Consider the following 14,538-nt stretch of genomic DNA (forward strand, 5'->3'; position numbering starts at 1 on the left):
GCAGGCCTGGGAATAGACGATGAACGTCCGAAGAATCTCCGGGAGCGCGCTCGCGTCAGAGCGCGAGGGCGATGCGATGGAAATCGTCGACCGTGAGCTGCTCGCCGCGTTCGGTCGGGTCGATGCCGGCAGCCTCCAGGACGACGGATGCGGCCGCCGCCGAACCGCCGAGCTCGCTCGAGAGCGCCTGCCGGAGCATCTTCCGGCGCTGCTGGAACGCCGCGTCGATCAGGCGGAACGTGCGCACCCGCTCCTCGTCGTCCGCGCGGAGCTGGTCGTCGCGCACGAATCCGACGAGCACGCTGTCGACGTTCGGAACCGGCCAGAACACCTGTCGCGACACGGTGCCCGCCAGCCGCCAGGTGCCGTACCAGGCGGCCTTGACGCTCGGGGCACCGTAGATCTTCGACCCGGGAGGCGCCGCCATCCGCTCTCCGACCTCCGCCTGCACCATGACGACGCCGCGCTGCAGATACGGGAACGACTCGAGGAAGTGCAGCAGCACCGGCACCGACACGTTGTACGGCAGGTTCGCCACCAGCACGGTCGGTTCGCCCGGAAGGTCCCGGATGCGGAGGGCATCGGCGTCGACGACGCGCAGCATCCCGTCCCGCACGCCGTGCGCGCGCGCCGTCGCCGGCAGCCGCTCCGCGAGGCGGTGGTCGATCTCGACCGCGAGCACGCTCGCACCGGTCTCGAGGATCGCCAGCGTGAGCGAGCCGAGGCCCGGGCCTACCTCGACGACGTGCTCGCCCGCCGTGACGCGGGCGACCTGCACGATCTTGCGCACCGTGTTGGCGTCGACGACGAAGTTCTGACCCAGCTTCTTCGTCGGGGTGACGTCGAGCTCAGCGGCGAGCGCGCGGATCTCAGCCGCGCCGAGCAGGTGCACGGTCATTCCTCAACTCTAACCAGCCGTGGTGTCAATCACCCCGCCGTCGCTCCGGGGAGGTCTATCGTTTCCTGAGTGAACAGCAGCGAGACCCTTCCTCCCGGCACGTTTTCGATGAAAAGCCCCTACGGGAGACGCGCCACGGCGCTGTCGATCGCCGCAGCCGTCGGCGGATTCCTGTTCGGCTTCGACTCGTCCGTCATCAACGGTGCGGTCGCATCGATCGAGTCCGAGTACACCAAGGACGCCCTCCTGACCGGCTTCGTCGTCGCGGTTGCGCTCCTCGGTTGCGCACTCGGCGCGATCATCGCCGGCGCCCTGTCGGACCGGTGGGGGCGGCTGCGGGTCATGCTGCTCGGATCGGCCATGTTCCTGATCAGCTCGATCGGATCCGCCCTGACCTTCAGCGTCCCCGACCTGATCGTCTGGCGCGTGCTCGGCGGCATCGGTATCGGCATTGCCTCGGTCGTGGCCCCCGCGTACATCGCCGAGATCGCCCCGCGCCAGGTTCGCGGCGGCCTCGCGTCGCTCCAGCAGCTCGCGATCACCCTCGGTATTTTCACGGCGCTTCTCAGCAACGCCGTCCTCGCGGGTGTCGCCGGCAGCGCCGACAACGTGCTGTGGTGGGGCCTCGACGCGTGGCGCTGGATGTTCCTCATCGGCGTCATCCCGGCCGCGGTCTACGGCATCCTCTCGTTCACCATGCCGGAGTCACCGCGGTACCTGCTCGCGAAGGGCCGGAACGACGAGGCGCGCGCGATCTTCCAGCGCCTCGTGCCCGCCGCCGACCTCGACAAGACCATGAACGAGCTGATCAGCGGAATCGAAGACGATCGCAAGAACCGAAGCGCGTCGCTGCGCGGCAAAGCCCTCGGCCTTCAGCCCATCGTCTGGATCGGCATCATCCTGTCGGTGTTCCAGCAGTTCGTCGGCATCAACGTGATCTTCTACTACTCCACGACGCTCTGGCGGGCGGTCGGTTTCGATGAGAGCAACTCGCTGCTGATCAGCGTGTTTACCTCGGTGACCAACGTGCTGGTCACCCTGATCGCGATCTTCCTCGTCGACCGCATCGGCCGCAAGCCGATCCTGTTGGTTGGTTCGCTGCTGATGACCGTCTCGCTCGGCACCATGGCGCTGGCGTTCGCCTTCGCGCAAACGGTGGACGGCGAAGTCACCCTGCCCGGTGCCTGGGGACCGATCGCGCTGGTCGCCGCGAACCTCTTCGTCGTCGGTTTCGGCGCCTCGTGGGGCCCGCTCGTGTGGGTTCTCCTCGGCGAGATCTTCCCGAGCCGCATCCGCGGCAAGGCGCTCGGCGTCGCCGCCGGTGCCCAGTGGATCGCCAACTTCCTGGTCTCGTGGACGTTCCCGCAGCTGTCGGAGTGGTCACTCCCCCTCACGTACGGCATGTACGCGTTGTTCGCCGCGCTCTCGTTCGTGTTCGTGCTCTGGAAGATTCCGGAGACAAAGGGCATGGCGCTCGAGCAGACCGAGACGCTCTTCGTCCGGAAGCAGAAGCAGACCGCCACGTAAGACGATCCGGCCCGGGGTGCGGTGACCGCCCGCCCCGGGCTTCGTCGTTCCCGGGGTCAGTCGAACGAGCCGTAGACGGCGAGCGTGTTCGCGGCGATCTGGGCGCAGAGTTCGTCGAGACCGATGCCGAGCTCTGCGGCCATGAACCGCACCGTCACCGGCACGAGGTAGGGCGCGTTCGGGCGTCCGCGGTAGGGCGTCGGCGTGAGGAACGGTGCATCCGTCTCGACCAGGATCCGATCCAGCGGCGTCACCGCGAGCGCGTCGCGGAGGTTCTGCGCGTTCTTGAAGGTCACGTTTCCGGCGTACGAGAGCCAGTACCCGCGGTCCGTCGCGATCCGGGCCATCTCGGCGTCGCCGGAGAAGCAGTGGAAGACCGTGCGCTCCGGAGCGCCGACCCGCATCAGCGTCTCGAGCACCTCGTCGTGGGCGTCACGATCGTGGATCTGCATGGCGATGTCGTGCTTTTTCGCGAGGGCGATGTGCGCCTCGAAGCTCTCGTACTGGGCGGGCACTCCGTCGGCATCCGTCCGGAAGAAGTCGAGGCCCGTCTCGCCGATCGCCCGCACCCGGGGCTGGGCCGCGAGGTCGTCCATCGCCGCGATCGCCTCGTCGAGCCGACCCGCGGCCGCGTACAGCGGCGCCTCGTTCGGGTGGATGGCGACGGCGGCGAGCACGCGGGGGTGGGATGCCGCGGCCCACGCCGACCAGCGGCTGGAGTCGATGTCCCCGCCGGCCTGAACGACACCCCGGACGCCGACGGCGAGCGCACGCTCGAGCTGCTCGTCGAGGCTCAGCGCATCGTCGCCATCCTGGATCTCGAGGTGGCAGTGGTTGTCGTAGACGGGCACCGCGAGCGGCTCGGGAGGGTCGGGATAGCTGAGATCCCGCGTGCCCTTCTCGCGCTGCCGAACGTACTGGCTCGGATCGGTTCCGCTCACCGGATCAGGGGTTCTCGATGCGCGGGAACAGCGGCTCGAGCCCGTTCACCGAGGTGCCCGGGCGAAGGGTCCCCCACTCGCCGGCTCGGCGGAGCGGCTGGTCCTGCAGCCGGCCCAGGCTCTCGGCCGCGCCGAGCGCCACCCAGAGCTTCTCGGTGGCGACGGGCATGACCGGGGAGAGCAGCACGGCCAGCGCGCGGAGGCCCTCCGCCGCGGTGTACAGCACGGTTCCGAGCCGCGACCGCTCTGCGGGATCCTTCGCGAGCGCCCACGGCTCGTTCTCGGTGATGTACCCGTTCAGAGCGTCGACGATCGTCCAGATCGCGGCGATGGCCTCGTCGATGCGGAATCGTTCGATCGCCGCATCCGCCGCCGATGCCGCATCCGCGACGATGCGCTGCACCGCGAGGTCGGCCTCGGTGTACTCGCCGGCGGGCGGCACGATCGACTCGAAGTAGCGGCCGACCATGGCGATCGTCCGCGACGCGAGGTTTCCGAACCCGTTCGCGAGTTCGGCCTGATACCGCGCCGCCAGGTCTTCCCAGGAGAACGACCCGTCCTGGCCGAAGGCGATCGCCGACAGGAAGTAGAACCGGTACGCGTCGGAGCCGAACACGTCGGTGATCTCGGACGGTGCGATACCGGTGAGCTTCGACTTGGACATCTTCTCGCCGCCGACGAGCAGCCAGCCGTGGGCGAAGACGCCCCGGGGCACCTCGAGGCCCGCCGCCATCAGCATCGCCGGCCAGATCACGGCGTGGAAGCGGAGGATGTCTTTGCCGACGACGTGGTACGCCGGCCACCGGCGCTCGAACTGCTCCTCGTCGTCGCCGTAGCCGATCGCCGTGGCGTAGTTCAGCAGCGCATCGACCCACACGTAGATCACATGCGACGGGTCCCACGGCACCTGGATGCCCCAGTCGAACGCGGACCGCGAGATCGACAGGTCCTTCAGACCCGATCGCACGAACGAGACGACCTCGTTGCGCGCGGACTCGGGGCGGATGAAGTCGGGCTGGTCCTTGTAGAGCGCGAGCAACGGCTCGGTGAACTCGCTGAGCTTGAAGAAGTAGTTCTTTTCCTGCAGCAGTTCGAGCGGCTTCGAGTGGATGGCACACACCTTGAGGCCCTCGAACGCGCCCGTGCCGTCGAGGATCTCAGACTCGGGCTTGAACTCCTCGCAGCCGACGCAGTACAGCGCCTCGTACTCGCCCGCGTAGATGTACCCGCGGTCGAAGATGGCCTGCACGAAGCGCTTCACGCGCTCCTCGTGGCGTTCCTGGGTCGTCCGGATGAAGTCGTCGTTGGCGACGTCGAGGGTGCGAAGGAGCGGGAACCAGGCCTCGCTCACGAGCTTGTCGACCCATTCCTGGGGCGTCACGCCGTTCGCCGCGGCCGCCCGCAGCATCTTCTGCCCGTGCTCGTCGGTGCCGGTCAGCATCCAGGTGTCGTCGCCGCCCTGGCGGTGCCAGCGCGCGAGCGTGTCGACGGCGACCGTCGTGTACCCGTGACCGATGTGCGGAACATCGCTCGGGTAGTAGATCGGCGTCGTGATGTAGAAGGAATCCCCGGTGCTCACTCGACGATTCTAGGCGGGGCGGATGCGGCAGGCCGCCCGTGTGACTCAGGCGCTCTCGCGGACGATGAGCTCCGTCGGGAAGGTGACGGTGCGCGGGGCGCCGCCGGCGATCACCTCGAGCAGGAGCGTCACCATCTCGGCGCTCAGGCGCTCCCACGGCTGGCGCATCGTGGTGAGCGGCGGATCGTGCGACGCCGCGAGACCCGAGTCGTCGAACCCGGCCACCGCGATGTCTTCGGGCACCCGCAGCCCGGCTTTGCGGAGAGTGGCCACCGCGCCCGCGGCCATCATGTCGGATGCGGCGAACACGGCGTCGATGTCGGTCGTCCGCTCGAGCAGCTCGGCCATGGCCCGCGCCCCCGACTCGCGGCTGTAGTCGCCGCGCGCCACCAGCAGCGGGTCGAAATCGGCGCCCATCTCCTCGCGATAGCCGACCAGGCGGAAGCGTCCGCCGGGGGTGTCGTCGGGGCCGGTGATGGTCGCGACCCGCCGGTGGCCCTGCGCGCGGAGGTACCGCGTGATCTCGCGCGCCGAGCCCTCCTCGTCCACCGACACGGCGGCGAAGTCGCCCTGGTGCCCGAGGGGCAGACCGCACGACACGGTCGGCACCCCGGCCTCGAGGAGTGCGTCGAGGAGTGGTTCGGACTCGTGCGAGGAGATCAGCAGAACCCCGTCGACGTGGCCGGCGCTCACGAAGTGGGTGACGTTCGCCCGCTCCGCCGCCGTACCGGCAACCAGGAGCACGAGCGTCATCGAGCGCTGCGCGAGCGCCTCGGCGGCGCCGCGCAGGAGCAGCGAGAAGGTGGGGTCAGCGAACAGGAGGTGCTGGGGCTCGGTGAGCAGGAAGGCGAGCGACCCGGCGCGGCCGGTCGCGAGGCTTCGGGCGTGGTGGTTGGCGGTATACCCGGTGCGGCGGATCGCATCCTCCACCGCGGTTCGGGCGTCCGGAGACACCCAGTGCCCGCCGTTGATCACGCGCGACACGGTTCCGCGGGAGACGCCGGCGGCCGCCGCGACATCTCGGATCGTCGGCCGCCGCCGGACAGCCGTCGTCTCTTCCACGCGAGGACTCTATCGCCCGGCGGCATCCGTGCCGGGTATTTCGGGAAACCGGCCTGTGACCGGTCACAGTTCGGTAACGAACCGGTCACGGGGTTGCCGTCGCCGCGCATCCCGACCGAGACTGTGACCGGTCCCAGTCTTACCCGGACGGCGACCTCACACCCCGACCCAATGGAGCGTCATGACGGCGACACCCCGATGGCCCGAGCTCGATGCGATCGCGTACGGCGGCGATTACAACCCCGAGCAGTGGCCGCGTGAGACGTGGCGCGAAGACGTCACCCTGATGCGCGAAGCCGGGGTCAACCTGGTCAGCATCGGCATCTTCTCCTGGGCTCTGATCGAGACGTCCGAGGGGGTCTTCGACTTCTCTTGGCTCGACGAGATCATCGATCTGCTGCACGAGAACGGCATCCGCGTCGACCTCGGCACCCCGACGGCGTCGCCGCCCGCATGGTTCTTCGCCCGCTACCCGGACGCCCGCGTGATCAGCCGCGACGGCACCGTGATGGGCTTCGGCTCGCGCGGCATGGCGTCTCCCTCCTCGCCCGCCTACCAGCACGCGTCGGTGCGCATCGCCACCGAGCTCGCCCAGCGCTACGGCGGGCATCCCGCGATCGTGCTGTGGCACGTCCACAACGAATACGGCGTACCGGTCGGCGAGGACTACTCCCCGAACGCCGTGGCCGCCTGGCAGGAATGGCTGCGCGCGCGCTACGGCACGCTGGACGCCCTGAACTCCGCCTGGGGCACGGCCTTCTGGGGCCAGCACTACGGGGAATGGGAGCACGTCGGCGCCCCCGCCGCCGCACCGTCGGTCGTGAACCCCGCGCAGCGACTCGACTTCGCGCGCTTCACCGACCACCAGCTGCGGGCGTGCTTCATCGCCGAGCGCGACGCGATCCGCGCTCACGCGACCCAGCCGATCACCACGAACTTCATGGCGAACCAGAGCCTCACGACCGATCTGTGGGCGTGGGCGCGCGAGGTGGACGTGGTCTCCGATGACCACTACCTGTGGGCGCCCGACCCCGAGGGCGAGATCGGACTCGCGATCGCGGCCGACCTGACGCGTTCGGTCGGCGGCGGCAAGCCGTGGATCCTCATGGAGCACTCCACCTCCGCCGTCAACTGGCAGCCGCAGAACGTCGCGAAGCGTCCCGGCGAAATGGCCCGCAACTCCCTCGCCCACCTCGGCCGCGGCGCCGACGCCATCCTGTTCTTCCAGTGGCGCGCCTCCCGCTCGGGTGCCGAGAAGTTCCACTCGACGATGCTTCCGCACGCCGGCACGGACTCCCGCGTCTTCCGCGAGGTCGTGTCGCTCGGCGCCGACCTCGGAAAGCTCGCCGAGGTGCGCGGTTCGCAGGTGCGGGCGGATGTCGCCGTGCTCTGGGACTTCGAGTCGTTCTGGGCGCAGGATCTCGAGTGGCGCCCCTCCGATCTGCTCACCCACGCCGAGCGCGTGCGCGCCTACTACGAACGCCTGTGGCGCGACGGCATCACCGTCGACTTCGCCCTGCCCGGTCATGACCTGTCGGGCTACCGGCTGGTCGTCGTGCCCGCTCAGTACCTGCTGACCCGCGCCGACGCCGACAACCTCACGCGCTACGTCGAGGGCGGCGGAACGCTCGTCGTCTCCTTCTTCTCGGGCATCGTCGACGAGCACGACGCCGTGCATGAGGGCGGCTACCTCGCCCCCCTGCAGCAGGCGCTGGGCGTGCGCGTGGAGGAGTTCCTTCCGCTCCGCGAGGGCGCGACCGCCGGGATCGACTGGAGCGGCGAGCGCCTGGCGATCGACGTCTGGGCCGAGGACGTCGCAGTCGTCGGCGCCGAGGTCCGCGCGACCTACCTCGACGGCCCGGCCGCGGGCGGCCCGGCCGTCACCCGCCACCGTCACGGCGCGGGCACCGGCTGGTACATCAGCACGCGACCGGATGCGGCCGGCCTCGCTGCGATCTTCCGCGACGTGTACGCCGATGCGGGTCTCGCCCCCGCCGACCTGCCCGCGGGCCTCGAGGTCATCCGCCGCCACGGTGCGGATGCGGACTTCGTCGTCGCCGTGAACCACGCCGAGACTCCCGCGACCTTCCCGATCGACGGGACCGACCTTCTCAGCGGCCACGCGGCCGAGGGCGAGTTCACTGTCCGCGCGGGCGGCGTCGCCGTCATCCGCACCTCTCCCACCTCACGGAGCGGCCGCTGACCGCATCCGCTCACCCCTCCCTCGGCGCCCGACTAACCGGTCGACGCCCACCCACCGGTCGTAACGGCGCGACGTCACAGACACGGCGCACCCCGGCCACAGCGTTCTGAAAGGAACATGTCCATGCGCAAGATCATCGGTATCGGCGTCGCGGCCGCGGCGTCCGCCCTCCTCCTCGCCGGGTGCTCCGGCGGGGCCTCCCCGGACGAGGAGACGGCGGCCTCGTCCGCCGAGCTCGTCATCTGGACCGACGCGGAGCGCGAGGAAGCCATCTCCGCGGCCGCCACCGCCTTCGAAGAGGAGACGGGTGCGACGGTCACCCTCGTGCAGAAGAACTTCGAGGACCTCCGCAACGACTTCATCTCGCAGGTGCCGACCGGCGAGGGCCCCGACATCACGGTCGGCTCGCACGACTGGCTCGGCGCTCTCGTCGCGGCCGGCGTCGTCGACACGATCGACCTCGGCGACAAGTCCAGCGAGTTCGAGCCCGTCGCCCTCGAGGCGATGACCTACGACGGTCAGCTGTACGCGCTCCCCTATTCGCTCGAGACCGTCGCACTCGTGCAGAACGTCGACCTGGTCGGCGCCGAAGCCCCCGCGACGTGGGACGAGATGATCCAGAAGGGCATCGCTGCCGGCACCGAGCGCCCCTTCGTCATCAACACCGCCGGCGAGACCGGCGACGGCTACACGATGTACGGCTTCCAGACGTCGTTCGGCGCTCCGGTGTTCGTCCAGGACGCCTCCGGTTCGTACACGAGCGAGGTCGGGATGAAGGGTGCGCAGGGCGAAGCGTTCGCCCAGTGGCTGCACGCGAACGGCTCGGCGGGTACCGGCTACCTCTCGACCACGATCGACTACGACATCAACAACGAGCTGTTCGCGTCGGGTAAGGCCCCGTACACGATCCAGGGTCCGTGGGCCATCAGCTCCTTCCCCGACGTCAACGTCGCCGTGAACCCGATCCCGTCGGCGGGTGGCGAACCGGCCGCTCCGTTCGTGGGCGTGCAGGGCTTCTACCTCAGCTCGCAGAGCAAGAACGCACTGCTCGCGCAGGAGTTCCTGGTCAACTACCTCGGAACCGAAGATGCCCAGCGTGCGCTCTACGAGGCCGATCCCCGCATCCCGGCGTGGACCACGCTCGGCGAGGAAGTCGCATCCGACCCGATCATCGCCGGATTCCGTGCGTCGTCGCAGAACGGCGTCCCGATGCCGTCGATCCCCGAGATGGGATCGGTCTGGGACTTCTGGAACTCCGCGGAGGCCCAGATCATCAACGGCGCCGACCCGGCGACGACGTGGAACCAGATGACCACGGACCTCGAGGGAACCCTCGCCGGTTGAGCGCACGGCGGGGCGGGCACCACGCCCGCCCCGCCCGCTCGACCCCCATCCCCCGACGGGAGAAGACATGACGGTGCAACAGGTCATCGAGCAGGACACCCCACCGACCGATCCGCGGCGCGAGTCGCACGCACGCGCCTGGCGCGCGCACGGTGTCGGATTCGTCGTCAAGGTGATCCTGATGGGCGTGGTGAACGCGCTCGGGATCATGGCGATCATCTCCGCCCTCAGCGTGCAGTCGTGGCTGCTCGTTGGGGTGACGACGATCCTTCTGATCGCCGCCGACATCGTCTACTTCACCCGTCGCGCGCTGCCCCTGAAATACCTCATGCCGGGGCTCGTGTTCCTGCTGGTGTTCCAGGTGTTCGTCTTCGGCTACACGGCGTATATCGCCTTCACGAACTACGGCACCGGTCACGCCGGTTCCGTCGAGCAGGCCGTCGATGCCGCGCTCGTCCAGGGCGAGCGTCGCGTCGAAGGCTCGGCCACCTACCCCCTGACGGTCGTCGAACGGTTCGGCGAGTACGGCTTCGCGATCAACGACGGCGGCGACGTGCGAGTGGGCACCGAGACGCAGCCGTTGCAGGATGCCGGGTCCGCCTCCGGCGCCGAGGCTCCCGCATCCGTCGACGGCTGGACCGTCGTGCCGCGCGCGCAACTGCTCACCGACCAGGAAGTGCAGGCCGCGATCGAGGCGTTGCGCGTTCCCGTCTCGGATGACCCGAACGACGGCTCCATCCGCACGCGGGACGGCTCCTCGGGTCTCGTCTACACCCCCACGATGCTGTGGGATGCAGACGCCCGCACCATCACCGACACCGTGAGCGGCACGGTCTACACCGCAGACGACACGACCGGCAGCTTCGTCGCAGCAGACGGCACGCGCCTGCCGGCGGGCTGGTACGTGAACGTCGGGTTCGACAACTTCCTGCGCGTGTTCACGGATGCCTCTCTCGCCGGCCCCCTGCTGTCGGTCACCGTCTGGACCTTCGCGTTCGCGATCGGCTCGGTCGTGATCAGCTTCGGAATCGGGCTCGTCTTCGCCATCGTCTTCAACGATCCGCGCGTGCGGGCCCGGAAGTACCTGCGGACGCTCATCATCCTCCCGTACGCGTTCCCCGCGTTCATGTCGGCGCTGCTGTTCCGCGGCATGTTCAACGCGGAGTTCGGCGTCATCAACGACCTGTTCTTCTTCGGCAGCCAGATCAACTGGCTCGGTGATCCGTGGCTCGCGAAAGCGGCCGTCCTCTGGATCAACGTGTGGCTCAGCTTCCCGTACTGGTTCCTGGTGTGCACGGGAGCCCTGCAGGCCCTCCCGAAGGACACCCTCGAGGCGGCCGAGATCGACGGCGCCGGTAAGTGGCGGCAGTTCCGGGCGATCATCCTGCCGCTCCTGCTGGTCTCCACCGCCCCGCTCGCGATCTCGTCGTTCGCGTTCAGCTTCAACAACTTCACCGTCATCTACATGTTCAACGCGGGTGGTCCCCCGATCCCGGGGGCGCCGTACAGCCTCGGCTCGACCGACATCCTGATCTCCGCGATCTACCGCGTCTCGGGGGTCGCGGGCGGCGCCGCCGACTACGGCCTCGCCAGCGCGCTGTCGATCATCGTGTTCATCGTCGTCGGCATCATCTCCGCCATCGCCTTCCGCCAGACCCGCAAGCTCGAGGAGTATCAGTGATGTCTACGACACGCACTCCCGCCCGCCGCCGCCGTTGGTGGCTCGAAGTCGGCTGGAAGTACTTCTTCGCCGCCATCGTCATCTTCTACGCGGTGTTCCCGCTGGTGTACGTTCTGTCGGCCGCACTCAACCCCCGCGGCACGCTGTCGGGTTCCACCGCGCTGTTCAGTTCGTTCGACCTCGCGAACTTCGCCGCGCTCGGTCAGACCAGCTACTGGACCTGGGTCGGCAACACCCTCCTGATCGGCGGCATCTCCGCCGTCGGCGCCGTGATCATGGGCGCGGCGGCCGCCTACGCCTTCTCGCGCTTCCGGTTCCGCGGACGCCGGGTGAGCCTCACCACGCTCCTGATCGTGCAGATGTTCCCGCAGGCGCTCGCGTTCGTCGCGATCTTCCTGATGCTGCTCGCGATCGGCGAGGTCGTTCCCGCGCTCGGCATCAACTCGAAGCTCACCCTGATCTGCGTCTACCTCGGTGGCGCACTGGGGGCGAACACCTTCCTGATGTACGGGTTCTTCAACACGATCCCGATCGAGATCGACGAGTCCGCGAAGATCGACGGCGCCTCGCACGCGCAGATCTTCTGGCGCCTGATCATGCCGCTCGTGATGCCGATCCTCGCGGTCGTCGCCCTCCTCGCCTTCATCTCGGCGTTCGGCGACTACATCCTCGCGAAGATCGTGCTGACCTCCGAAGACAACTGGACGCTCGCCGTCGGCATGTACCAGTGGGTGTCGAATCAGCTGGCCTCGCGGTGGGGGCTCTTCGCCGCCGGAGCGGTCATCGCCGCCATCCCGGTGCTCGCGCTCTTCCTCTCCCTCCAGCGCTTCATCGTCGGCGGGCTCACCCAGGGCTCCGTCAAGGGCTGACACCACCCCACCCGTCCGGAAAGGACACCATGCAACGCCGCATATCCCGTTCCCCGCGCCGAGCCGTCGCCGCGCTGACCGCCCTCGCGGTCGGCGCGCTGACGCTCGCGGCCGCGCCGCCCGCATCCGCCGCCCCCGACGACCCGGTGCCCGCGGGCATCACCGTGCCGCGCGTGGAGGGCCTGTCCTCCGACTTCATCACGGGCGTGGACGTGTCGTCGGTGCTCTCGCTCGAGGCATCCGGTGTCGTGTTCCGCGATGAGACCGGGGCTCCGGGCGACCTCTTCGAGCTGCTGGCCGACTCCGGCGTGAGCGACGTGCGAGTGCGGGTCTGGAACGACCCGTTCGACGCGGACGGCAACGGCTACGGCGGCGGCGACAACGACGTGGCACGGGCGGTCGAGATCGGCGAACGCGCGAGCGCCGCCGGGCTCGGTGTGCTCGTCGACTTCCACTACTCCGATTTCTGGGCCGACCCCGCCAAGCAGCACGCGCCGAAGGCGTGGACGACTCTCACCACGACCGAGCGGGCGGATGCAGTCCGCGCGTTCACCGCATCCGCCCTGCAGGACTTCGCCACCGCGGGCGTCGACGTCAGGATGGTGCAGATCGGCAACGAGACGAACAACGGCGTCGCCGGGGTCACCGGCTGGGACGGCATGGCCGAGATCTTCTCCGCCGGTGCCGCCGCCGTGCGAAGCGTCTCCCCCGACACGCTCGTCGCGCTCCACTTCACGAACCCGGAGCGCGCCGGGAGCTACGCGAACATCGCGGCGCAGCTGGCCGCACGGAACGTCGACTACGACGTCTTCGCGTCGTCGTACTACCCGTTCTGGCACGGCACGACGGCGAACCTCACCTCGGTGCTCCGCCAGATCGCCGACACGTACGGCAAGAAGGTCATGGTCGCCGAGACCTCGTGGGCGTACACCCTCGAGGACGGCGACGGCCACGGGAACGTCATCGACCTGCCCGCCGAGGCCACCCAGTACCCGGTGAGCGTGCAGGGTCAGGCCACCGCCGTGCGCGACGTCATCCAGGCCGTGTCGGATGTCGGCAGCGCCGGGATCGGCGTCTACTACTGGGAGCCGGCGTGGCTGCCCGTCGGCCCGCCGGAGTCGCTGGCCGCGAACAAAGTGCTGTGGGAGCGCGACGGGTCCGGGTGGGCATCGAGCTTCGCCGGTGAGTACGACCCGGATGACGCCGGGCAGTGGTTCGGCGGCTCGGCCTGGGACAACCAGGCGATGTTCGGGCACGACGGCACGGCGCTCGAGTCCCTGCGCGTCTTCTCCTACGTCCGCACCGGCGCGGTCGCCCCGCGGGAGGTCACGAGCGTCGGAACGGTCGCCGTGTCGGTCGCGGACGGCGCCCCCGTTGCGCTGCCCGGGACGGTCCCGGTCTCGTACAACGACGGCACGGTCGAGCAGCAGTCGGTGATCTGGCAGCCGGGCACGGAGTGGATCTCCGGGGTCGGCACCTACACCTTCACCGGAACCACGTCGGCGGGTCTGGCGACGACCGCGACGGTCACGGTCACGGCCGTGAACCATCTACGCAACCCCGGCTTCGAAGACGCCGACATTTCGCCGTGGGCGACCACAGGCACCGGCCTGACGGTGCGTTCGACGAACGATCCGCGTTCCGGGTCGCGTTCCGCGCACTTCTATTCGGCCGGCGCGTACGGCTTCGACCTGTCGCAGACCGTGACGGGGCTTCCCGCGGGCACCTACCGGGTGACCGGTGCTGCCCAGGGCGACGGGGAGGACGCCGCGAGCACCCTGGCGCTCTCGGTCACCAACGGGCGGGACACCGCATCCGCCCCCTTCGCGCTGACGGGGTGGACCGTGTGGTCGACGCCCGCACCCGACACGATCGAGGTCGCCGACGGCGACACCGTCACCGTGCGGGTGAGCGCCGCGCTGAGCGCCGGTTCGTGGGGCACGATCGACGACCTGGCGCTGACCCGTGTTGCGGGAGCCGCCTCCGACGTCGCGGCGCTCGAGGCACTGCTCGCCCGGGCCGATGCCCTGGACCGCGCCGACTACACCGACGCGAGTCTCCTGCCGGTCGACGACGCGGCGCGCATCGCCCGGCTCGTGCTCGGTGCCGACGCACCGGCGGTCGACCGCGTGGAGGCTGCGGCGGACCTGCTCACGTCGGCGCTCGCCGGACTCGCGCTCCGGAACCCCGTGGATCCGCCGGTCACCGGCCCCGGAGGGCCCCCCGTGCTCGATCAGCCCGTTACGGCGGAACTGCCCGCATCCGGTCCGGACGCGTCCCGGCTCGCCGCCACGGGGCAGACGGATCCGACGCCGCTCGCGGCCCTCGGCGTCCTGCTGCTCGCCGCCGGCGCCGTCGCAGCGCTGTGGGCGCGCCGCCGCTCCGTTCGGGCGGCCCAGCGCTAGCCGACGATCACCCCTGAGCGTCCTGCCCG

At 69.5% G+C, this 14,538-nt stretch carries 10 protein-coding genes; 6 read left to right on the forward strand and 4 right to left on the reverse strand.

All coding sequences use genetic code 11. From position 1 onward, the window contains the following. Window positions 1–55: 55 nt before the first annotated feature. Window positions 56–898, reverse strand: coding sequence for a 16S rRNA (adenine(1518)-N(6)/adenine(1519)-N(6))-dimethyltransferase RsmA (gene rsmA, locus LQ938_RS10630; protein WP_223720618.1), 843 nt, complete (start codon window positions 896–898; stop codon window positions 56–58). A 108-nt stretch (window positions 899–1,006) separates the two neighbouring features. Here rsmA and LQ938_RS10635 point away from each other — a divergent pair, with 108 nt between their 5' ends. Further along, window positions 1,007–2,425 carry a sugar porter family MFS transporter gene (locus LQ938_RS10635; protein ID WP_231341320.1) on the forward strand — a complete coding sequence of 473 codons (1,419 nt, stop codon included), beginning with the start codon at window positions 1,007–1,009 and terminating at the stop codon, window positions 2,423–2,425. Between the two features lie 56 nt (window positions 2,426–2,481). Here LQ938_RS10635 and LQ938_RS10640 read toward each other — a convergent pair whose 3' ends face one another. Genes LQ938_RS10640 through LQ938_RS10650 form a run of 3 tightly spaced genes read right to left on the reverse strand, consistent with a single transcriptional unit; the run spans window position 2,482 to window position 6,007 of the window. Beyond that, entirely contained in the window at window positions 2,482–3,366 is an 885-nt protein-coding gene (locus LQ938_RS10640) for a TatD family hydrolase (protein ID WP_223720616.1), read from the reverse strand. 4 nt (window positions 3,367–3,370) lie between these two features. Next, window positions 3,371–4,945, reverse strand: coding sequence for a methionine--tRNA ligase (gene metG / locus LQ938_RS10645; RefSeq protein ID WP_223720615.1), 1,575 nt, complete (start codon window positions 4,943–4,945; stop codon window positions 3,371–3,373). A gap of 45 nt (window positions 4,946–4,990) precedes the next feature. Next, complete coding sequence (locus tag LQ938_RS10650) at window positions 4,991–6,007, reverse strand: LacI family DNA-binding transcriptional regulator (RefSeq protein WP_223720614.1); 1,017 nt, start codon at window positions 6,005–6,007, stop codon at window positions 4,991–4,993. Window positions 6,008–6,188: 181 nt separating this feature from the next. Here LQ938_RS10650 and LQ938_RS10655 point away from each other — a divergent pair, with 181 nt between their 5' ends. The 5 genes from LQ938_RS10655 to LQ938_RS10675 all read left to right on the forward strand — a co-directional run bounded on the left by LQ938_RS10655 (window position 6,189) and on the right by LQ938_RS10675 (window position 14,509). Next, the gene (locus LQ938_RS10655) at window positions 6,189–8,210 is read left to right on the forward strand and encodes a beta-galactosidase (protein WP_223720613.1); all 2,022 of its coding nucleotides are present in this window, start codon (window positions 6,189–6,191) and stop codon (window positions 8,208–8,210) included. Window positions 8,211–8,333: 123 nt separating this feature from the next. Continuing rightward, entirely contained in the window at window positions 8,334–9,554 is a 1,221-nt protein-coding gene (locus LQ938_RS10660; RefSeq protein ID WP_223720612.1) for a sugar ABC transporter substrate-binding protein, read from the forward strand. 67 nt (window positions 9,555–9,621) lie between these two features. Then, window positions 9,622–11,235 (forward strand): ABC transporter permease subunit, encoded by a 1,614-nt coding sequence (locus LQ938_RS10665; RefSeq protein ID WP_223720611.1) that lies wholly within the window; start codon window positions 9,622–9,624, stop codon window positions 11,233–11,235. Continuing rightward, a complete protein-coding gene (locus LQ938_RS10670) occupies window positions 11,235–12,104 on the forward strand; it encodes a sugar ABC transporter permease (RefSeq protein WP_223720610.1) in 870 nt (289 codons plus the stop codon). Before LQ938_RS10665 ends, LQ938_RS10670 begins: the two co-directional genes overlap by 1 nt. Window positions 12,105–12,133: 29 nt before the next feature. Further along, a complete protein-coding gene (locus LQ938_RS10675) occupies window positions 12,134–14,509 on the forward strand; it encodes a glycosyl hydrolase 53 family protein (RefSeq protein ID WP_223720609.1) in 2,376 nt (791 codons plus the stop codon). Window positions 14,510–14,538: the final 29 nt, after the last annotated feature.

This window comes from Microbacterium sp. cx-55 (genome assembly GCF_021117345.1).
Lineage (GTDB): Bacteria > Actinomycetota > Actinomycetes > Actinomycetales > Microbacteriaceae > Microbacterium.